Here is an 18,861-nt window from a genome sequence, read left to right on the forward strand (position 1 = left end):
GGCGAAAAGGGCCGGTTGCGCGATCATGGGCGCTAGCTACGTCGCCCCTGACGTGGCAGTCAAGCCGCCATGACGACCTCCCCGAAAAACACCCTGCGCGTGCTCGGCTTCATGACCGGCACCTCGCTCGACGCCGTGGACATGGCGGTGATCGAGACGGACGGCCACGACATCCTGTCCTTCGGCCCCGCCGGAGAGATGAAGCTGGACGGCGAAACCCGCGCCATCATCGAGGACGCGATCGAGGACGCCTTCGACTGGGAACGCGACGAAGAGGAACCGGACAGCTTTGAGGACTCGCGCATGGCGGTGGCCGACGCGCATCTGGCCGCCGCGCTCGGCTTCATGGCGGTGAACGGGGTAAAGTCCGGCGCGCTGGATCTGGTCGGCGTCCACGGCCAGACCGTGCTGCATGAGGCGCCGACGCCCGAGCGGCCCGGCCGCACGGTCCAGTTGATCGACGCGATCAGCGTGGCCGAGGGGCTGGGCGTGCCGACGGCCTTTGACTTCCGCAGCGCCGACGTGGCGGCGGGCGGGCAGGGCGCGCCGCTGGCGCCCGTCTATCACGCGGCCCTGGTCCGCAAGGCGGGAATGTCGGGCCCGGTCGCGGTGCTGAATCTGGGCGGGGTCGGCAACATCACCCTGATCCGCGCCGACGGCCATTTGGAGGCCTTCGATACCGGTCCGGCCAACGGCATGGTCGATCTGCTGGTCCAGTCCCGCATGAAGAAGCGGATGGACGAGGGTGGCCGTCTGGCGGCGGCCGGGACGGTCGATCAGGCCGTGCTGGACGCCTATCTGGCCCATCCCTATTTCGCGGCGACCGGGCCGAAGTCGCTGGATCGTTTCGACTTCTCGCTGGATCCGGTTGCAAGCTTGTCGCTTGAGGACGCTGCCGCGACCCTGACAGCCTTCGCGGCGCAGGCCGTGGCGTTGGGCGTCGCCCGTTGTTCGGAGCAGCCGAAGGAGATCGTCGTCTGCGGCGGCGGTCGCCATAATCCGGTGTTGCTGGCCGCCATTCGTGATCGCGTGGGCGCCCCCGTCTCGACGGCCGAGAACAAGGGCTGGCGCGGCGACTCCATTGAGGCCGAGGCCTTCGCCTTTCTGGCGGCGCGCTGCCGTCTGGGCCTGCCGATCAGCTTCCCCGGCACGACAGGCGTTCCGGCGCCGATGACTGGCGGCCGGATCGTCGAGCCGGGAGCGGAATAGTGGCGGCCTCGTCTCGTTTCTGGGGCGTCGCCAGCGGTCTGGCGGCGGGCGCTCTGTGGGGGCTGGTCTTCCTGGCGCCCAAGGTCGTGCCTGAGGCCTCGCCCCTGCTGCTGACGGCGGGGCGTTACCTCGCCTATGGCCTGATCGCGGCTCTGTTGATCGCGCCGCGCTGGCGTCGGGTGACGGCGGCCCTGACGCGCAAGGCGTGGGGCGCTCTGGTCTGGCTGAGCCTCGCCGGGAATCTCGTCTACTTCGCCTTCCTGGTGGTCGGCGTGCATTACGCGGGCGTCGCGGCCTCGGCCCTGATCGTCGGCATGGTGCCCGTGGTGGTGGCTCTATGGGGCCTGAGGGACAAGGAGTCGCCGCCGCTGTCCCGTGTCGCTCCGCCCATCGCCGTGGCGGCGCTGGCCGTCGGCCTGATCGGGTGGGAGTCGCTCAGCCAGGGCGGCGGCGCAGCGGCGCAGAGCGGCAGCGCCACCCTGATCGGTCTGGTCTGCGCGGTTGCGGCCCTGCTGTCCTGGACCGCCTTCGCCGTCGGTAACAGCCGCTGGATGGGGCGGTTGCCCGACATCACCCCGCATGAGTGGTCGCTGCTGACCGGCGTGGTTACCGGCGCCCTGGCGCTGGCGCTGGTCATTCCGTCGTTGTTCATGCTGGGAGGCATGACGGATGACGCCTGGATGCGCCTGATCGGGGTCAGTGCGGGCGTGGCCGTCTTCGCCTCGGTCATCGGCAACGCCTTCTGGAACCAAGCCAGTCGCCTGCTGCCGCTCACCATGCTGGGCCAGATGATCGTGTCCGAGACCCTGTTCGCCTTCATCTACGGTTTCATCTGGGAACAGCGCGGGCCGACTGTGATCGAGGTCGTCGCCATGATCCTGATGATCGTCAGCGTCGTCTGGTGCGTCCGCGCCCATCGCCCGGCAGCCCTGGCCGCCGCTGAAGGTGATCATTGAGCAACGCCCGCAGGCCTCAGGCGTTGGGGTAGGGCGGACCGGGCCCCTCTGGCGACCCTTCATCGCGATGTCGGCCGCGTCGTTTGAAACGGCTCGCGAAGGCGTCGATGGACCTGTTGCTGTTGGAGTGGTTGGGCAAGCCAGTCTGGATGTGGGCGGGCTTTATGGCGGTCGTTCTCGCCCTGCTGGCGCTCGATCTGGGGCTGTTCAATCGGCGCGATCATGAAATCGGCGTGCGGGAAAGTCTGGGGCTCTCCGCCTTCTATATCGCCGTGGCCCTGGCCTTCGGGGCGTGGCTGTGGTCGTGGCTGGGGGCTGACAGTGCGATCGACTACCTGACCGCCTATGCCGTCGAGAAAAGCCTGGCGATGGACAATGTCTTCGTCATCGCCTTGATCTTCAGCGCCTTTTCCGTGCCCCGGCTTTATCAGCATCGCGTGCTGTTCTGGGGCGTGCTCGGCGTCATCGTCCTGAGGGCGATCATGATCGGCGGCGGTGCGGCGCTGGTCGCCCGCTATCACTGGGTGCTGTACCTTTTCGCAGGCTTCCTGATCCTCACCGGCGTACGGATGTTCTTTGCCCGCAGCGAGGAAACGGACATCGCCGATAATGCGCTGCTGAAATGGTTCCGGCGGCGGATGCGGGTGACGAACGACCTGCGCGGTCATGCCTTCTTCGTCCAGGCGCCAACCCGTTCGGGCGAGATGAAGCTGCACGCCACGCCGCTGTTGCTGGCCCTGGTGACGATCGAGATCGCCGACGTGATCTTCGCGGTGGACTCCGTGCCGGCGGTCTTCGCCATCACGACGGACGCCTATGTCGTCTACACGTCCAACATCTTCGCCATATTGGGGCTGAGGGCGCTCTATTTCGCCCTGGCGGCGGTGATCCACCGCTTCGCCTACTTGAAGCAGGCGTTGGCTGTCCTGCTGGTCTTCATCGGCGCCAAGGCGTTCGCGGCGCCCCTGCTGGGGATCGAGAAGACGCCGCCCGCTGTCTCACTATCGGTGACGGCGGCGATCCTGGCGACGGGGGTAGCCTGGTCCCTGTGGCGGACCCGCGCGGAGGTTGGACCTCCGCGCTGATCGTCAGGATGTCAGGCCGGCTTTTCGGCCAGACGCTTGTCCAGGTAGGCCCCGACGCGGCGCTCGACGGCGCCGATGTGGTCCTGCCAGAAGTGGGTCGCGCCTTCTTCCAGCTCGTAGTCGATGACGATGCCCTTTTGGGTGCGCAGCTTGTTGACCACGCGCTCCACCTCGGCCGGGGGCACCACGGTGTCGGCGGTGCCGTGCAGGAACAGGCCCGAGGCCGGGCAGGGGGCCAGGAAGCTGAAATCGTAGATGTTGGACGGCGGCGACACCGAGATGAAGCCGTCGGTCTCGGGGCGGCGCATCAGCAGTTGCATGCCGATATAGGCGCCGAACTGATAGCCCGCGACCCAGGTCTGAGTGGCGGCCGGGTTGTTGGCCTGCAGCCAGTCCAGCGCCGTGGCCGCGTCGGCCAGTTCGCCGATGCCGCTGTCGAACTCGCCCTGCGACTTGCCGACGCCCCGCGAATTGTAGCGCAGGGTGGCGAAGCCGCGCTGAACGAACAACTGGTGCATCGTCAGAGCGACCGGATTGTTCATGTGCCCGCCCGCCTTCGGGTGCGGGTGCAGGATCAGGGCGATCGGCGCGTCGGGGCGCTTGCCGGGCGAGTAACGGCCTTCGATGCGGCCAGCGGCGCCGGGCAGGATGACTTCAGGCATGGATCGCGATCCCTACAATCAACAGAGGTTTCGCCGGACGGATAATACTTGACCAGGGAGGTAGGACTTTCTAAGTCCCCGGTGCGCGACGCACTCGCCAGCGAGGCCGGGGGTCTTAGCATGACCGCTCCGAAAAGCGTTAGAATTTTGAGGTTATAGGGATGCGCCTGTCGACAAAGGGACGTTACGCCGTGATGGCGATGGCCGATCTGGCGAAAAACGGCTCGGGCCGGGCCGTGTCCCTGGCTGAAATCGCGGCGCGTCAGGAGATTTCGCTCAGCTATCTGGAACAGCTGTTCGCGCGACTGCGCAAGGGCGGCCTGGTCAAGAGCATTCGCGGGCCGGGCGGCGGCTATCGCCTAGCCAAGGGGCCGGACGAGACAGTCGTGGCCGACATCGTCCTGGCCGTCGATGAGCCGATCCGCGCTACCCGCTGCGCCGCCCATGGCACGCCGCGAGGCTGCATGAACGGCGGGGCGCGCTGCATCACTCATGATCTTTGGGAAGACCTCGGTGCTGAGATCCATCGCTATCTGGCCGGGGTCAGCCTGGAGGACGTGATCGAAAAGCGGACCAGCCGCGCCCGTATGGGACAGAAGGACGTCGGGTCCATGGAGGCGGCGGCGTGAGCGTCTATCTGGATTACAACGCTTCCGGCCTGGTTCGTCCTGAAGTTCAGGACGTCATGGCCAAGGCCTTGGCTGACAATGGAAACCCTTCGGCCGTTCACGCCGCCGGCCGCCGTGCGCGTGCGCGCGTCGAGACGGCCCGTGCTCAGGTGGCTGATCTAGTGGGCGCCGATCCGACGGCGATCATCTTCTCCTCGGGCGGAACCGAGTCCAACGCCCAGGCGATCCACAGCGCCCTGGCCGCCGGTTGCGAGCGGCTGATCGTCGGCGCGACTGAGCATCCGTGCGTGGCCGAAGCCGCTACGGCGAGCGGCGCGCAGGTCGAAGTTCTGCCGGTGGACGCCAATGGCGTGGTCGATCTGGCCTGGCTGGCTGAGGCGCTGGCGCATCCGGGGCGAGCCGTCGTCGCCATTCATCACGCCAATAACGAAAGCGGCGTGATCCAGCCGATCGCTGAGGCGGCGGCGCTCGTCCGCGCGGCGGGCGGCTGGCTGCACGTCGACGCCATCCAGTCCGTAGGCAAGATTCCGGTGACGATGCGGGCGCTCGGCGCCGACAGCCTGACCCTTTCGGCGCACAAGCTGGGCGGGCCTCAAGGCGTGGGCGCCCTGGTGCTCAAGGACGGCGTATCCGCCGTTCGTATTCTGCACGGCGCCGGTCAGGAGCGCGGCCTGCGCGCTGGGACCGAGAACGTTCCGGGCATCACCGGGTTCGGCGTCGCCGCCGACTGCGCGGCCCGTGATCTGGACGCCGCCGGGGCTCATGTCGTCTGGCGCGACGCGGCCGAGGCGAAAGTCAAGGCCGCGGGTGCGACCATCATCGGCGGCGCAGTCGAGCGGCTGCCCAACACCCTGTTCATGGCGGTCGAGGGCTGGGACAGCCCGCAACAACTGATCACCCTGGATCTGGTCGGTGTCATGGTCTCGGCCGGTTCGGCCTGCTCGTCGGGCAAGGTCAAGCCGTCCAAGGCGATCAGCGCCATGGGCCTGCACCACCTGGCGACCGGGGGCGTGCGCGTCTCCGGGGGCTGGGGCACGACCGAGGCCGACTGGACCCGGTTCGCCGACGCCTGGGTCGCGGCCTGGGACAAGCACAAGGCGCGCTTGCAAGAGCGCGTAAAGGAAGTCGCGTAAGTTATGGCTATTGTTCAGGAAACAATCGATACGGTCGCGGAACTGGAGCGGTACAAGTACGGCTTCACCACGGACGTCGAACAGGAGTTTGCCCCCAAGGGCCTGAACCCGGACATCATCCGCTTCATCTCCGAGAAGAAGGGGGAGCCGGAGTGGATGCTGGAGTGGCGCCTGGCCGCCTATGAGCGCTGGCTGGCCATGGAAGAGCCGACCTGGGCGGCGGTGAAGTACGATCCCGTCGACTATCAGGACCTCTACTACTACGCCGCGCCGGTGAAGAAGGAAGGGCCGAAGTCGCTGGACGAGGTCGATCCCGAACTGCTGGCCGTCTACGAAAAGCTGGGCATTCCGCTGAAGGAGCAGGAAGTCCTGGCCGGCGTTCAGGGCGCGCCCAAGGTGGCGGTTGACGCCGTGTTCGACAGCGTCTCCGTCGTCACCACCTTTAAGGAGGAGTTGGCCAAGGCGGGCGTGATCTTCATGCCTATTTCCGAGGCCTTGCGCGAATATCCTGATCTTGTGCGTCAGTATCTGGGCACGGTCGTCCCGGTCAGCGACAACTATTTCGCGGCCCTGAACAGCGCGGTCTTTTCCGACGGCAGCTTCGTCTACATTCCGCCGGGCGTGCGCTGCCCGATGGAGCTGTCGACCTATTTCCGCATCAACGCCAGCCAGACCGGCCAGTTCGAGCGGACCCTGATCATCGCCGACAAGGGTTCCTACGTGTCCTATCTGGAGGGCTGCACCGCGCCCATGCGCGACGAGAACCAGTTGCACGCGGCGGTCGTGGAGATCATCGCCCTGGACGACGCCGAGGTGAAGTACTCGACCGTTCAGAACTGGTACCCCGGCGACGCCGAGGGCAAGGGCGGCATCTACAACTTCGTGACCAAGCGCGCCGACTGTCGCGGCGACCGTTCCAAGGTCAGCTGGACCCAGGTCGAGACCGGCTCGGCCGTCACCTGGAAGTACCCGTCCTGCATCCTGAAGGGTGAGGAAAGCTCGGGCGAATTCTACTCCATCGCCATCACCAACGGCCATCAGCAGGCCGACACCGGCACCAAGATGCTGCACCTGGGCAAGAACAGCCGCAGCCGCATCATCGCCAAGACGGTCTCGGCGGGTAAGTCGGACTCGACCTATCGCGGCCTGGTGTCGATCCATCCCAAGGCGACCGGCGTGCGCAACTTCACCCAGTGCGACAGCCTGCTGATCGGCAAGGAATGCGGCGCCCACACCATCCCCTACATCGAGGTCCGCAACGGTTCGGCCCAGCTGGAGCACGAAGCGACCACGACCCGCCTGTCCGAAGCTCAGCTCTTCTACGCCCAGCAGCGCGGCCTGTCGGAAGAAGAAGCCGTGGCTCTGCTGGTCAACGGCTTCGTCCGCGATGTCCTGCAGGAGTTGCCGATGGAGTTCGCCGTCGAGGCCCAGAAGCTGGTGGCGATCAGCCTTGAAGGCTCGGTCGGCTGAGTGAGTTGAAGAAGAAAAACAATGCTTAAGATCAATAACCTCCACGTCTCCGTCGCCGATAAGCCGATCCTCAAAGGTCTGACGCTCGAAGTGCCTGCGGGTGAAGTTCATGCGGTCATGGGGCCGAACGGGGCGGGCAAGTCGACGCTGGGCTACAGCCTGTCGGGCCGCCCCGGCTATGAAGTGACAGACGGTTCCGCCTTGTGGAACGGCGTTGACCTGCTGGATATCGAACCGGCCGAGCGCGCGGCGGCGGGCCTGTTCCTGTCGTTCCAGTATCCGATCGAGATCCCCGGCGTGCCGGCGATGACCTTCATTCGCACGGCGCTGAACGCCCAGAAGCGCGCGCGCGGCGAGGATGAAGTTTCGGCCCCGGCTTTCCTGAAACTGGTCAAGGCGGCGTCGCAGTCGCTGAAGATGGACTTCGACATGCTGAAGCGGCCGCTGAACGTCGGCTTCTCCGGCGGCGAGAAGAAGCGGATGGAGATCCTGCAGATGGCCCTGCTGGAGCCTTCGCTGCTGATTCTGGACGAGACGGACTCCGGCCTCGACATCGACGCCCTGCGCATCGTCGCCGACGGCGTGAACGCCATGCGCAGCCCGGAGCGGTCAATGCTGGTGATCACCCACTATCAGCGCCTGCTGGACTACATCAAACCGGACCGCGTCCACGTCCTGGCGGGCGGCCGCATCGTCGCCTCGGGCGGACCTGAGCTGGCGCATGAGTTGGAAGCGGAAGGCTACGACAAGTTCCTGCCGGAGGCGGCATGAAGGCGCTCGCCCGGCTGGACCTGACCGACGCCGCGACCTTCCCTTCGCGGCGGGTCGAGGAGTGGAAATACAGCGACCTGAAGCGTTTTCTTCGTGAAGCGCCTGAGCCGTCCGGCACCGCCGTCGTGGGCGCGCCGGGGCCGTTCTATGATCTGGGCGGCGACGCCGTCGTCTTCGCCAACGGCCGACCGGTCGGGGTGAAGGACTACATCGCCTCGGGCGATCAGACGCTACGCCTGCGCTTCATTTCGGATGCAACGGGCACCGGTCATACGGCGGCGGCACGCATCGTCGCCCGTCCCGGCGCGCGCCTGCTGCTGCTGGAGACGCACGAGGGCAAGGGCTCGGCCTATGTCGCCCACAACAAGGTCGAGATCGATGTCGCGGCCGACGCCGAGGTGACCCGCATCGTCCTGACCGACGAACCCGCCGACGCCATTTCCGTGGCCGAGGCCGAGGTGCGACTGGAGGCGGGCGGCCGTTATCGCCAGACCATCGTCGCTACCGGCGCCAAACTGCAGCGTCACGAGACCCGTCTGCGTCACGGGGCCGAGGGCGCCGACGCGCGCGTGGACGGGCTCTATCTGCTGAGCGGCGCGCGCCATTCGGACCAGACTTCGGTGATCGACCACGTCTCGCCGAACGGCACGACCAGCCAACTGATCAAGGGCGTGGTCCGCGACGAGGCGCGCGGCGTTTTCCAGGGCAAGATCCTGGTCCAGAAGGGCGCGGACGAGACCGACGCCCGCATGGGGCACCACGGCCTGATCGCTTCGGATCGCGGCGAGATCGACGTGAAGCCCGAACTGATCATCTACGCCGACGAGGTGCAGTGCGCCCACGGCGCGACCGTCGGGACGCTGGATGAAAGCGCCCTGTTCTACATGCAGCAGCGCGGCATTTCGGCTGATGAAGCCCGCGCCCTGTTGACCCACGCCTTCCTGATCGAGGTCGTCGACCGCATCGAGCATGAAGGCGCCAGAGAGGTGGTGCGGGAATGGCTGACGGCTCGCCTGTGACCAACGCACCTGTGAACAAGGTTGGCGTGACGGGGTTCGACCCCTATGCCGCCCGCGCGCAGTTCCCGATCCTGTCGCGTCAGGTGAACGGCAAGCCGCTGGTGTATCTGGACAGCGCCGCCTCGGCCCAGAAGCCGCGCGCGGTGATCGACGCCCTGGTCGCGTCGATGGAAGGCTCTTACGCCAACGTCCACCGGGGCCTGCACACCCTGTCGAACGAGGCGACCGAGGCCTATGAGCGCGCGCGAGAGATCGTCGCCCGCTTCCTGAACGCGCCGTCGGCCGAGACCATCGTCTGGACCAAGGGCGGGACCGAGGCGATCAACCTGGTCGCCAACGGCGTCGGCCTGTCGATCCAGCCGGGCGACGAAATCATCGTCACCGAGATGGAGCACCACTCCAACATCGTGCCCTGGCACATCCTGCGCGAGCGGCGCGGGGCGGTGCTGAAATGGGCGCCGATCAAGGATGACGGCTCGCTGGACATGGAAGCCTTCGCCGCCTTGCTGGGGCCGAAGACGAAGCTGGTCGCCGTCACCCACATGTCGAACGTGCTGGGGGCCATCAATCCGGTCGCCGAGATCACCCGTCTGGCCCATGCGGCCGGGGCGCAGGTGCTGATCGACGGCTGTCAGGGCGCGGTTCACGCGGCGCCGGACGTGCAGGCCATCGGCTGCGACTACTATGTTCTGACGGGGCACAAGCTGTTCGCACCCACGGGCATCGGCGTCCTGTACGGCACGGCGGAGGCGTTGGAGGCCCTGCCGCCCTATCAGGGCGGCGGCGAGATGATCGAGACCGTGGAGAAGGAGCGCGTGACCTATGCGCGTCCGCCGCACCGGTTCGAGGCCGGCACCCCGCCGATTCTGGAAGCGATCGGCCTTGGCGCGGCGATCGAGTGGCTGGCGCAGTATGAGCCGGCGACGATCCAGGCGCATGAGAAGGCTCTATATCATCATGCCGTCGAGCGTCTGCGCGAGTACGACTGGCTGCGGATTCTGGGCGAAGCAGAAGGGAAGGGCGCCATCCTGACCTTCTCCGTCGAGGGCGCGCACGCTCATGACGTCGCCCAGATCATGGACCGATACGGCGTCGCCGTCCGGGCCGGTCTGCACTGCGCCGAACCGCTGGCGAAAAGACTGGGCGTGCCCTCGAGCACGCGCGCCTCCTTCGCCCTATATAACACCATGGAGGATGCAGACGCCTTCGTGGACGCGCTGATCAAGGCGCGCAACTTCTTCGTGTGACGAGTATGGACGCCAAGACCGACAACGCGATCAGCGACAGCGACGCCTTCGCCGCCAGCTGGGATGAGCCGCAGAAGAGCGCCCTGTCTCAGGCCGAGCTGGACAAGCTGACGGACGACCTGATCGAGGCGCTGAAGACGGTGTACGACCCGGAAATCCCGGTCGACATCTATGAGCTCGGCCTGATCTACAAGGTCGACGTGTCCGACGATCGCGACGTGCTGGTCGAGATGACGCTGACGGCGCCGGGCTGCCCGGTCGCCGGCGAAATGCCCGGCTGGGTCGAGACGGCGGTGTCCAAGGTCGAGGGCGTTCGCAGCGCCAGGGCCAATCTGGTGTTCGATCCGCCGTGGGACGCCTCCAAGATGAGCGACGAGGCCAAGTTGGCCCTGAACATGTTCTGACGAGGCCATGATGACCGAGCTTCAGACCACGACCCGACCCCGACGCCCCCGGCCCAAGGCGGTGACCCTGACGGACGCCGCCGCCGCGCGCGTGCGCGAAATCATGGACAACGCTGAAAAGGATTACGTCGGGCTACGCGTCGGCGTGAAAAACAGCGGCTGCGCGGGGCAGGAGTACACCTTCGCCTATGCCGAAGAAGCCCTGCCGCTGGACGAGGTGGTCGAGGACAAGGGCGTCACCATTCTGATCGAGCCCAAGGCGGTCCTGTTCCTGATCGGAACCGAGATCGACTATGAGGTGACGAAGCTGGCCTCCAAGTTCGTCTTCCGCAATCCGAACGAGACGGACGCCTGCGGTTGCGGCGAGAGCGTCACCATTATTCCCGCCGCTGCTCTGGACGCCGACTGACATGATCCGACTGGAGGGGGTGACCCGGCGCTATCGCAGCGCGGCGGGCGACCGCACGGCGCTGGACGCCGTCGACCTGCACGTCGCGCGCGGCGAGGTGTTTGGCGTGGTGGGCCGTTCGGGGGCGGGCAAGTCCACCCTGATCCGCGCCATCAACCGACTGGAGACGCCTGACGCGGGCAAGGTCTTCGTCGATGGGCAGGAGATCACCGCCCTGAACCCCGCCGAACTGCGCGCTGCGCGGCGCGGCATCGGCATGATCTTCCAGCATTTCAACCTGCTGAACGCCAAGACGATTGAAGACAACGTCGCCTTCCCCTTGCGGCTGGAAGGACGGCTAGAGGCTGAGGTGAAGGCGCGCACGGCCGAACTGCTGGCCCAACTGGGGCTGGCCGATCACGCGAAGAAGCATCCGTCCCAACTGTCGGGCGGCCAGAAGCAGCGCGTCGGCATCGCCCGCGCCTTGGCCTGCGGCCCCAGCGTCCTGCTGTGCGACGAGGCGACCAGCGCCCTCGACCCTGAGACGACCGAGGACATCCTAACCCTGCTGGACGGGTTGAACCGCGACCTGGGCCTGACCATCGTCCTGATCACCCACCAGATGGAGGTGGTGCGCCGCGTCTGCGACCGGGTGGCGGTGCTGAAGGACGGCAGGATCGTGGAACAGGGCGCGACGGCCGACGTCTTCCTGCATCCGCAGCACGCCGTGACTCGCGCCATGCTGGCCGAGGGCGAGGAGGCGGTCGACGCCTCTGTCGCGCCCGCCGGGGCTCGCATGGCCCGACTGACCTTCCGCGGGCCATCGACCTATGAGCCGGAGTTGAGCCGTGTGGCGCGCACTGTCGGCGTGGATTATTCGATCCTATCGGGCCGCATCAGCCGCATCCGGGGCGAGCCCTATGGTCAGATGACGGTGGCCTTCACCGGCGGCGACGCCGAGACGGCTCTGGCGCAACTGGTCGCGCGCGGCGTCGTGGTGGAGGCCGTCTGATGTTCGCCAATGTGGACTGGGCCGATATCGGCAAGGCGACGATAGACACCCTGCTGATGCTGGGCGGATCGATGGTGCTGACCGTGATCCTGGGCGTGCCGCTGGGCGTGCTTCTGTATCTGTCGGGCAAGGGGCGGCTTGCGGCCAACCCGGTGCTGAACGCCGTCTTGTCCTTTGTGGTCAATGTGCTGCGCTCGGTGCCCTTCATCATCCTGCTGATCGTCATGCTGCCGGTGACGGTGCTGCTGGTCGGCACCTCGCTGGGCGTGGCGGGGGCCATTCCGCCGCTGGTGGTCGGGGCCGCGCCCTTCTATGCGCGTCTGGTCGAGACGGCCTTGCGTGAAGTCGACAAGGGCGTGGTTGAGGCGACCCAGGCCATGGGCGGCTCGACCTTCCAGATCGTGACGCGGACCCTGCTGCCCGAGGCCATGCCGGGCATCATCGCCGGCGCGACCGTCACCGCCATCGCCTTGGTCAGCTACACCGCCATGGCGGGCGTGGTGGGGGCGGGCGGTCTGGGCGATCTGGCCATCCGCTTCGGCTATCAGCGGTTCCAGACCGACGTCATGGCCGTGACCGTAGTTCTGCTGCTGATCCTCGTACAAATTCTGCAGATGATCGGCGACCGTCTGGTCGCTAAGGTCTCGCACCGCTGATTTTACGAAAGCCCGCCCCATGATCCGCCGTTCGCTGCTGCTGTCCGCCGCCGCTGTTTTGACGCTCGCCGCCTGCGGTCAGGGCGCGGGCAAGAAGGCGGGCGGCGAGGGCGCGCCTCTGCTGGTCGGCGCCACCGCCGTGCCGCACGCCGAAATCCTGGAGCAGGTGAAGCCGATTCTGGCCGCCGAAGGCGTGCCGATCGAGATCAAGGTCTTCAACGACTACGTTCAACCTAACGTGCAACTGGCTGAAAAGCGGTTGGATGTGAACTACTTCCAGACCAAGCCCTATCTCGACGAGTTCAACACGGCGCGCGGCACGAACCTGATCACGGTCGCCGGCATCCACGTCGAGCCGCTCGGCCTCTATTCGCGCAAGCACAAGACCTTGGCCGAGTTGCCGAACGGCGCCCAGGTGGTGTTGCCCAACGACGCCTCCAACACCGGCCGCGCCCTGCTGCTGCTTCAGGCGGCGGGCCTGATCACCCTGAAGGATCCGCAGAATCCGCTGCAGACCGTCCGTGACATCGCCGCCAACCCCAAAGGACTGAAGTTCCAGGAGGTCGAGGCCGCGACCATCCCGCGCATCCTGCCTCAGGTCGATGGGGCGGTGATCAACACCAACTATGCTCTCGACGCCGGGCTGAAACCCAAGACAGACGCCCTTCAGCTTGAAGGCGCCGACAGCCCCTATGTCAACTATCTGGTCGCGCGACCGGACAATCAGGACGACCCGCGAGTCCAGGCCCTGGCCAAGGCCCTGCGCGGCCAGGCGATCAAGGATTTCATCGCCTCAAAATACGAAGGCGCGGTGATCCCGGCGGCCTAGGCTGCGGCGCTGACCGCCTTGGCCGCTGCGGCGGCCTTGGCGCTTTCATCGTCGGAGGCGACGAGGACGGCGGGCGTGACCGGCTGTCCGGTCGCCTCGGCGATCAGTTCGGCTGTCCTGCCCTCCACGGCGGCTTCCAGGCGTTCCAGAAACTCGGCTTTGGGCAGCCCGGTCGGAATGGGCTCGAGGAATTCCAGCGTCGCCGTGCCGGGGTTCTTGTGGAACTCTTCCAATGGCCAGAACAAGCCCAGATTGGTCGCCAGCGGCACGACCGGCATGTCGAAGTCGCGATACATATGCCAGACGCCCGAGCGATAACGGAACTTCTCTCCGACCTTGGCCAGATGGCCTTCGGGATAGATCAGGATCTTGCGGCCTTCGCGATGGGCGTCGGCGGCGCGTTCCTTCAGGGCGGCGCGGGCGGCGTGGCCGCCGCAGTTGTTGACGACGATGGCGCCCAGCTTCTTGAGCACCGTTCCCAACAGGGGGAATTTCTCCAGATGGTCGCCGGTGACGAAGGCCACGTCGTCGAACTGGTCATAGGTGGCGAAGCCGTCGCCCCAGCTCTGGTGCTTTGAGGCGATGATGAAGGCGCCCTGCGGCAGGCGTTCCTTGCCGCGCGTCTCGATGCGGATGCCCGCGAACAGACTCATGGCCTGCACCATGCGCCGGACATAGCGTCGGATGATCCAGCTTGTGGCCTTGCGGCCGGGCGCCAGGGCCGCAAAGGCGGCGGCCAGGCCGTAGGTGATGGAAAGCGCCCAATAGGCGATGTTGAAGAGCAGGCTTCGCATCAGGCGACTATGCCAGCCTGACATTCAGAGGCGAGCGTAAAGTGAAGCCTGGCGACGGCGGCCGCCTCGGTCCTGAATTCAGGCGGGCAGTTCGATCGAAACGGCGGCCTGGGCGGCCAGACCTTCGCCACGGCCGGTGAAACCCAGGCCTTCGCTGGTCGTGGCTTTCACGCTGACGGCGTCCAGCGGCAGCTTCAACAGGGCCGCCAGCCGTTCACGCATGGCCTGGCGATGGGGCTTCACCTTGGGCTGTTCGCAGATCAGGGTCACATCGACATTGACGATGCGCCCGCCGCGCAGCGCCACCCGTTCGGCGGCATGAACCAGGAAGCGGTCCGATGACGCCCCCTTCCACTGAGGATCGCTGGGCGGAAAGTGGTCGCCGATGTCGCCGTCGGCGATGGCGCCGAGGATGGCGTCCGTCAGGGCGTGCAGACCGGCATCGGCGTCCGAATGGCCGATCAGGGTCTGGTCATGCGGAATCTCGACCCCGCACAGCCAGACCGACGTGCCCGGTCCCCAGCGATGAACGTCGAAACCCTGGCCGATGCGGATGGTGGTGCGGGCAGGGGACAGGGCCTCGGCCATGGCGAAATCCTCAGGATAGGTCAGTTTGGTCAGGCGCCCGTCGCCTGGGATCAGTCGGACGCGGCCGCCCGCGCGCTCGACCACGGCGGCCTCGTCGGTGGCGGCTTCATCGGCGGGCCACACGGCATAGGCGTCGCGGATGGTCTTGAGTCGAAAGGCCTGCGGCGTCTGGGCGCGCCACAGGTTCTCCCGATCGACGGCGCCGCTGACCATGCCCTCACGCCCTCGGCGCAAGCTGTCGGCGACAGGCAGGGCGGGCAGGACGCCGTCGGCGTCAACGAGACCCGCCAGCAGGCGCGCGATCACCTCGGCGCTCAGGAAGGGACGGGCGGCGTCGTGGATCAGCACCGGCTCGTCGTCAGCTCCGCTTAGCGCCGCGAGGCCTGCGCACACCGACGCGGCGCGTGTCGCGCCGCCGAGAACCGCGCGCCATCCGTCCAGACCGGCCAGGGCCGCGTCGGCCTCTTCGCGGGCGTCAGCGGCGATCACGACGACGACATCGCGCGCGCCGGCGTCCAGCAGCGCCTCGACCGACCAGCGCACGACCGGCTTGCCGGCCACCCTGCGCCACTGTTTGGCGCCGCCCGCCCGAGAACCCGAGCCGGCGGCCACGACGATCGCTGAGAATCCCATGCGGGTCTTCTAGGCGTCCCGGTTCCGCTTGACGAGAGGGGCCTTCTTCGGTGCTAAGGAGCCTCATGACCATCGGGTTGCAGATTGGCGATGTGAAGATCGCGGGGCGGGTGCTGATGGCACCCATGACCGGGATCACGGATTTGCCGTTCCGCGTGCTGGCGTCAAGGCTGGGCGCCGCCTATGTGGCGACCGAGATGGTGGCTGCGGCCGAGCTGGCGCGCGCGCGTCCCGACGTGGTGCGCCGCGCCGCCGTCGGCGGTGGCCTGCCTCTGACAGTGATCCAGCTGGTCGGAGGCGATCCGGCCGCCATGGCCGAGGGCGCGCGCATGGCCGAGGCGGCGGGCGCCGACATCATCGACCTGAACTTCGGCTGTCCGGCCAAGGAGGTCACCGGCGCCGCCTGCGGCTCGGCCCTGATGCGCACGCCGGATCAGGCGGCGCAGATCATGGAGGCCGTCGTTCAGGCCGTCAGCCGCCCGGTCAGCGTGAAGATGCGGCTGGGCTGGGACGAGAGCAGTCATAACGCCCCTGACCTGGCGCGCCGGGCCGAAGACCTGGGTGTCGCCGCCGTCACCGTGCATGGCCGCACCCGCAAGCAGTTCTACACCGGCGTCGCCGACTGGGACGCGGTGGCCGAGGTCAAACGGGCGGTCGCCATACCCGTCATCGTCAACGGCGACATCATCACGGCCGAACAGGCACGCGAGGCGCTGAGCCGATCCGGCGCCGACGCGCTGATGCTGGGGCGCGGGGTTTACGGGCGGCCGTGGCTGGCGGCGCATCTGGAGCGCGCCCTTGCGGACGGGACGCGCCTTCGAGAGCCGGATCGCGAAGAACGACTGGCGATCGTCATCGAGCATCTGCGAGCGTCGGTCGCCTTCTATGGCTTGCCGCTGGGTCTCAAGATGTTCCGCAAACATCTGGGCTGGTACATCGAGCAGGCCCCCTGGCCGGCCGATCCAGCCCAGCGTCGGGCCGCCAAGGCCAGGCTGTGCCGGTTGGAGACGCCGGGCGAGGTCGAAACGGCGCTGGCGACCTTGTGGCGAGATGTGACGTATTTGGGCAACTTCGCTGTTGAAAACGAGACACAGGTGTCCGAAGTTGCGGCGTAATGTCGGACACGCCCGTCGCCCCGGTTGAAGAACAGGTCTCAGAGCGCTCGCTCTGGGGGCGTCTCGCTGACGGTCGGGCGCGGGCCTTGTTCGGCACCGCCTATGTCGTCGCCTTCCTGGTCACGGCGGCGGCCATCTGGCTGGTGGCCATTGCGCCGGGAGCCGCCGCAGGCGGGGACGCCCGGACGGCGGCCAGTCGCGCGGTTCTCTATGTCCTTCTGGCCAATCTGGTCCTGATTGCCGGACTCGCGACGGTAATCGGCGGACGGGTGCTGCGCCTGACGCGCAATCGGAACGATCCGGGCGCGCGTCTGCATCTGCGGTTCGTCACCCTGTTCTCCCTGGTCTCGGTCGTGCCGGCGGTGCTGATCGCCCTGGTCTTCGGCCTGCTGGTCAACCGGGGGGTGGATCAGTGGTTCAGCACCAACGTCCGTTCAGCTGTCGAGAACGGGGCCGAGATCGGCCGCGCCTATGTCGCGGACGTGGGCGCCGGGCTTGAGGTGGACCTGGATACGATGGCGACCGAGTTGGGCGGCGTCCGGGATCTGTTCGACAATCGAATCCAGTTCTCGCGCGCCCTGTCGCAGATCGGCGACTTCTTCGGCTACCCGGCCCTCTATATTCTGGACGAGCAGGGACGCGTCCTGGCCAGCGGCGAGCAACCGGGCGCGCCGCCCTATGTCGCCCCGCCGCGCGAGGCTTTCGAGACGGTGGCGGGCGGCGAGGTGGCGCCGACGACGGTGACCGAGAACCCTGACATGGTGCGGGCGCTCTATCCGCTCCCGGATTACGGTCACGCCTATCTCTATGTCGTGCGGCCGCTGGCGCCGGGCCTGATCCAGCGAATGCGCAACGGCGAGGAGTCCATCACCGCCTATCGTGCGGCCGAGGAAAGCCGCGCTCGCATCCAGGGAGCCTTTGCGCTCAGCTATCTGGAAACGGCGCTGCTGGTGCTGGTCGGGGCGGTCTGGCTGGCCATGTCGGCCGCCAGTTCGATCTCGGCGCCGATCGGACGGCTGGTGCGGGCGGCGGATCAGGTGGCGGGCGGCGACCTCGATGCGCGCGTCGATAACGACGGCGCGCCGTCCGAGATCATCGTCCTGTCCGAAGCGTTCAATCGGATGACCGAGGACATCAAAACCCAGCAGGCGGCGCTCAAGACCGCTTCGGACGAGGCTCAGGGACGCAGCCTCTTCATTGAAACGGTCCTGTCAGGCGTCAGCGCGGGCGTGATCGGCCTGGACCGCCAGCGACGGATCTCCGCCATCAACGACAGCGCCAGCCAGCTGCTGGGCCTCGACCCGGAACAGGTCCAGGGCCGGCGTCTGGCCGAGGTGGCGCCCGAGCTGGGCGAACTGTCGGAACGGGGCGAAGCCCATATCGAGGAGGATATCGACGTCAGCCGCGATGGCGAGGCCCTGCGCCTGCGGGTCCGCATTGAGGGCGGGCAGGGCGGCGAGATGGTGCTGACCTTCGACGACATCACCCGCCTGGTCACGGCTCAGCGTAATGCGGCCTGGCGTGACGTGGCGCGCCGCATCGCCCATGAGATCAAGAACCCGCTGACGCCGATCCAGCTCTCGGCCGAGCGGCTGCGCCGCCGCTATCGCGAGCGGGTGGGCGATGATGTCGAGGTGTTCGATCGCTGCACCGAGACCATCATCCGTCAGGTGGGCGACATCGGCCGGATGGTGGACGAGTTCTCGTCCTTCGCCCGGATGCCGGCGCCGCGCTTTTCAATGGAGAATCCTGCGGAAATGCTGCGCGAGGCGGTTTTCGCCCAGCGTGTGGCCATGCCCGACATCGGCGTGGATCTGATCGAACCTCTACCGGAAGTCGTGCTTCAGTGCGACGGTCGCATGGTCGGTCAGGCCTTGGCCAACATTCTGAAGAACGCGGGCGAGGCCGTAGGCGCCAAACGTGCGCTCGAGCCGGTGGCCGAAGGGACGCTGGGCGTCATCGCCCGGCTGGATGTCGAAGACGGACGCGCCGTCTTCGTGATCGAGGACGACGGCGTCGGCTTGCCGGCCAAGGATCGCGACCGGCTGACCGAACCCTATGTAACCACGCGCGAGAAGGGCACGGGCCTCGGCCTGGCCATCGTCAAGCGCATTTGTGAAGACCACGGCGGCGAGCTGCGGCTGGCTGACGCGGAGACATTGTCGGGCGCGCGCGTATGCCTGATCTTCCCCCTGACCCAGGACCACAAGTCCGCCCATCGCGCCTCTGGCGTGGCGGCTGCGGCGAGTTAAGCGAGGCGT

At 67.1% G+C, this 18,861-nt stretch carries 19 protein-coding genes; 16 read left to right on the forward strand and 3 right to left on the reverse strand.

What is annotated here, in order from left to right:
• The first annotated feature begins 69 nt into the window (after positions 1 to 69).
• From V8J38_RS08495 to V8J38_RS08505, 3 genes are all read left to right on the forward strand, one after another.
• Positions 70 to 1,209 (forward strand): anhydro-N-acetylmuramic acid kinase, encoded by a 1,140-nt coding sequence (locus V8J38_RS08495; protein WP_338574867.1) that lies wholly within the window; start codon positions 70 to 72, stop codon positions 1,207 to 1,209.
• On the forward strand, positions 1,209 to 2,165 hold the full coding sequence (locus tag V8J38_RS08500; protein ID WP_338574870.1) for a DMT family transporter: 957 nt from the start codon (positions 1,209 to 1,211) through the stop codon (positions 2,163 to 2,165). Before V8J38_RS08495 ends, V8J38_RS08500 begins: the two co-directional genes overlap by 1 nt.
• A 107-nt stretch (positions 2,166 to 2,272) precedes the next feature.
• A complete protein-coding gene (locus tag V8J38_RS08505; RefSeq protein WP_338574872.1) occupies positions 2,273 to 3,250 on the forward strand; it encodes a TerC family protein in 978 nt (325 codons plus the stop codon).
• Positions 3,251 to 3,261: 11 nt separating this feature from the next.
• Here the strand turns inward: V8J38_RS08505 and V8J38_RS08510 are convergent, their stop codons facing one another.
• Entirely contained in the window at positions 3,262 to 3,912 is a 651-nt protein-coding gene (locus V8J38_RS08510; RefSeq protein ID WP_338574874.1) for an alpha/beta hydrolase, read from the reverse strand.
• A gap of 161 nt (positions 3,913 to 4,073) precedes the next feature.
• Between V8J38_RS08510 and V8J38_RS08515 the strand changes: the two genes are divergently transcribed.
• From V8J38_RS08515 to V8J38_RS08565, 11 genes are read left to right on the forward strand one after another with little or no spacing between them, the layout of a single operon-like run.
• Complete coding sequence (locus V8J38_RS08515) at positions 4,074 to 4,541, forward strand: Rrf2 family transcriptional regulator (protein ID WP_291775083.1); 468 nt, start codon at positions 4,074 to 4,076, stop codon at positions 4,539 to 4,541.
• Entirely contained in the window at positions 4,538 to 5,674 is a 1,137-nt protein-coding gene (locus V8J38_RS08520) for a cysteine desulfurase family protein (protein ID WP_422388287.1), read from the forward strand. Before V8J38_RS08515 ends, V8J38_RS08520 begins: the two co-directional genes overlap by 4 nt.
• Positions 5,675 to 5,677: 3 nt before the next feature.
• Positions 5,678 to 7,144 (forward strand): Fe-S cluster assembly protein SufB, encoded by a 1,467-nt coding sequence (gene sufB, locus V8J38_RS08525; protein WP_338574876.1) that lies wholly within the window; start codon positions 5,678 to 5,680, stop codon positions 7,142 to 7,144.
• Between the two features lie 21 nt (positions 7,145 to 7,165).
• Positions 7,166 to 7,915 (forward strand): Fe-S cluster assembly ATPase SufC, encoded by a 750-nt coding sequence (sufC, locus tag V8J38_RS08530; protein ID WP_338574877.1) that lies wholly within the window; start codon positions 7,166 to 7,168, stop codon positions 7,913 to 7,915.
• Positions 7,912 to 8,934, forward strand: coding sequence for a Fe-S cluster assembly protein SufD (gene sufD, locus V8J38_RS08535; RefSeq protein WP_338574878.1), 1,023 nt, complete (start codon positions 7,912 to 7,914; stop codon positions 8,932 to 8,934). The genes sufC and sufD overlap by 4 nt, the downstream gene beginning before the upstream one ends.
• Positions 8,913 to 10,181, forward strand: coding sequence for a cysteine desulfurase (locus tag V8J38_RS08540; protein ID WP_338574879.1), 1,269 nt, complete (start codon positions 8,913 to 8,915; stop codon positions 10,179 to 10,181). The genes sufD and V8J38_RS08540 overlap by 22 nt, the downstream gene beginning before the upstream one ends.
• A 5-nt stretch (positions 10,182 to 10,186) precedes the next feature.
• Positions 10,187 to 10,585: an SUF system Fe-S cluster assembly protein gene (locus V8J38_RS08545; protein WP_338574881.1), complete on the forward strand. Its 399-nt coding sequence runs from the start codon at positions 10,187 to 10,189 to the stop codon at positions 10,583 to 10,585.
• 10 nt (positions 10,586 to 10,595) lie between these two features.
• Positions 10,596 to 10,994: a HesB/IscA family protein gene (locus tag V8J38_RS08550; protein WP_291776127.1), complete on the forward strand. Its 399-nt coding sequence runs from the start codon at positions 10,596 to 10,598 to the stop codon at positions 10,992 to 10,994.
• A gap of 1 nt (position 10,995) precedes the next feature.
• A complete protein-coding gene (locus V8J38_RS08555) occupies positions 10,996 to 11,985 on the forward strand; it encodes a methionine ABC transporter ATP-binding protein (RefSeq protein WP_338574884.1) in 990 nt (329 codons plus the stop codon).
• Positions 11,985 to 12,641: a methionine ABC transporter permease gene (locus tag V8J38_RS08560; protein ID WP_338574886.1), complete on the forward strand. Its 657-nt coding sequence runs from the start codon at positions 11,985 to 11,987 to the stop codon at positions 12,639 to 12,641. Before V8J38_RS08555 ends, V8J38_RS08560 begins: the two co-directional genes overlap by 1 nt.
• Before the next feature lie 19 nt (positions 12,642 to 12,660).
• Positions 12,661 to 13,470, forward strand: coding sequence for a MetQ/NlpA family ABC transporter substrate-binding protein (locus V8J38_RS08565; RefSeq protein ID WP_338574888.1), 810 nt, complete (start codon positions 12,661 to 12,663; stop codon positions 13,468 to 13,470).
• Here V8J38_RS08565 and V8J38_RS08570 read toward each other — a convergent pair.
• Both V8J38_RS08570 and V8J38_RS08575 read right to left on the reverse strand, forming a co-directional pair.
• On the reverse strand, positions 13,467 to 14,264 hold the full coding sequence (locus V8J38_RS08570) for a lysophospholipid acyltransferase family protein (protein ID WP_338574890.1): 798 nt from the start codon (positions 14,262 to 14,264) through the stop codon (positions 13,467 to 13,469). The two genes, V8J38_RS08565 and V8J38_RS08570, sit on opposite strands and share 4 nt — an antisense overlap.
• A 78-nt stretch (positions 14,265 to 14,342) precedes the next feature.
• A complete protein-coding gene (locus tag V8J38_RS08575; RefSeq protein ID WP_338574893.1) occupies positions 14,343 to 15,485 on the reverse strand; it encodes a bifunctional 2-C-methyl-D-erythritol 4-phosphate cytidylyltransferase/2-C-methyl-D-erythritol 2,4-cyclodiphosphate synthase in 1,143 nt (380 codons plus the stop codon).
• A 65-nt stretch (positions 15,486 to 15,550) separates the two neighbouring features.
• Here V8J38_RS08575 and dusB point away from each other — a divergent pair, with 65 nt between their 5' ends.
• Together dusB and V8J38_RS08585 are read left to right on the forward strand one after the other, a co-directional pair.
• Positions 15,551 to 16,600, forward strand: a complete 1,050-nt coding sequence (dusB, locus tag V8J38_RS08580) for a tRNA dihydrouridine synthase DusB (protein WP_338574895.1) — start codon at positions 15,551 to 15,553, stop codon at positions 16,598 to 16,600.
• Positions 16,600 to 18,852: a PAS domain-containing sensor histidine kinase gene (locus tag V8J38_RS08585; RefSeq protein WP_338574897.1), complete on the forward strand. Its 2,253-nt coding sequence runs from the start codon at positions 16,600 to 16,602 to the stop codon at positions 18,850 to 18,852. The genes dusB and V8J38_RS08585 overlap by 1 nt, the downstream gene beginning before the upstream one ends.
• The last annotated feature ends 9 nt before the right edge of the window (positions 18,853 to 18,861 follow it).

Source organism: Brevundimonas olei (assembly GCF_037055245.1).
Taxonomy (GTDB): domain Bacteria; phylum Pseudomonadota; class Alphaproteobacteria; order Caulobacterales; family Caulobacteraceae; genus Brevundimonas; species Brevundimonas olei.

Bases quoted from the DNA above. Each gene is read 5' to 3' on its own strand.
- V8J38_RS08495 (WP_338574867.1), top strand. From the start codon at position 70: ATGACGACCTCCCCGAAAAACACCCTGCGCGTGCTCGGCTTCATGACC.
- V8J38_RS08505 (WP_338574872.1), top strand. From the start codon at position 2,273: ATGGACCTGTTGCTGTTGGAGTGGTTGGGCAAGCCAGTCTGGATGTGG.
- V8J38_RS08510 (WP_338574874.1), bottom strand. From the start codon at position 3,912: ATGCCTGAAGTCATCCTGCCCGGCGCCGCTGGCCGCATCGAAGGCCGT.
- V8J38_RS08515 (WP_291775083.1), top strand. From the start codon at position 4,074: ATGCGCCTGTCGACAAAGGGACGTTACGCCGTGATGGCGATGGCCGAT.
- sufB (WP_338574876.1), top strand. From the start codon at position 5,678: ATGGCTATTGTTCAGGAAACAATCGATACGGTCGCGGAACTGGAGCGG.
- sufC (WP_338574877.1), top strand. From the start codon at position 7,166: ATGCTTAAGATCAATAACCTCCACGTCTCCGTCGCCGATAAGCCGATC.
- sufD (WP_338574878.1), top strand. From the start codon at position 7,912: ATGAAGGCGCTCGCCCGGCTGGACCTGACCGACGCCGCGACCTTCCCT.
- V8J38_RS08540 (WP_338574879.1), top strand. From the start codon at position 8,913: ATGGCTGACGGCTCGCCTGTGACCAACGCACCTGTGAACAAGGTTGGC.
- V8J38_RS08545 (WP_338574881.1), top strand. From the start codon at position 10,187: ATGGACGCCAAGACCGACAACGCGATCAGCGACAGCGACGCCTTCGCC.
- V8J38_RS08550 (WP_291776127.1), top strand. From the start codon at position 10,596: ATGACCGAGCTTCAGACCACGACCCGACCCCGACGCCCCCGGCCCAAG.
- V8J38_RS08555 (WP_338574884.1), top strand. From the start codon at position 10,996: ATGATCCGACTGGAGGGGGTGACCCGGCGCTATCGCAGCGCGGCGGGC.
- V8J38_RS08560 (WP_338574886.1), top strand. From the start codon at position 11,985: ATGTTCGCCAATGTGGACTGGGCCGATATCGGCAAGGCGACGATAGAC.
- V8J38_RS08565 (WP_338574888.1), top strand. From the start codon at position 12,661: ATGATCCGCCGTTCGCTGCTGCTGTCCGCCGCCGCTGTTTTGACGCTC.
- V8J38_RS08570 (WP_338574890.1), bottom strand. From the start codon at position 14,264: ATGCGAAGCCTGCTCTTCAACATCGCCTATTGGGCGCTTTCCATCACC.
- V8J38_RS08575 (WP_338574893.1), bottom strand. From the start codon at position 15,485: ATGGGATTCTCAGCGATCGTCGTGGCCGCCGGCTCGGGTTCTCGGGCG.
- dusB (WP_338574895.1), top strand. From the start codon at position 15,551: ATGACCATCGGGTTGCAGATTGGCGATGTGAAGATCGCGGGGCGGGTG.
- V8J38_RS08585 (WP_338574897.1), top strand. From the start codon at position 16,600: ATGTCGGACACGCCCGTCGCCCCGGTTGAAGAACAGGTCTCAGAGCGC.